Annotated in this window: 1 protein-coding gene; it reads left to right on the forward strand. The window is 51.7% G+C overall.

What is annotated here, in order from left to right; genetic code table 11:
- Positions 1–476 (forward strand): pseudouridine synthase (locus tag A3739_RS11630; protein WP_068501470.1); only part of this gene is annotated, 476 nt, incomplete at both ends.

Genomic DNA, 476 nt, shown 5'->3' on the forward strand with positions numbered 1-476 from the left:
CGACGCATTCAGCAAGATCATCCAACTGCACGTATTGTGCATCGGCTTGATTGCGCAACGTCAGGCTTAATGGTGCTCGCGCAAACGGCTGATGCGCATCGTGAGCTCAGCAGGCAGTTTCATGATCGCGAGGTCGATAAAGCCTACGTTGCCCTTGTTTTTGGTCAGCTAGAGGAAGACCAAGGTAAGGTGACATTACCCTTGATGACAGACTGGCCAAACAGACCGAAGCAAATGGTGAGCGAAGAGGGAAAAGCTGCGCACACGGATTACCAGGTACTAGAGCGTTTAAACGATAGAACGCGCGTGCGGCTCACGCCTGTCACGGGGCGTACCCATCAGTTACGTGTCCACATGATGTCACTGGGGAATCCAATTTTAGGTGATAACTTGTATGCAACGGGATCGGCTTTAGCTGCAAGCACTAGATTGATGTTGCATGCTTGGAAGCTTGGAATCACGCACCCCGAGACAAG

This window comes from Oleiphilus sp. HI0067, from assembly GCF_001635735.1.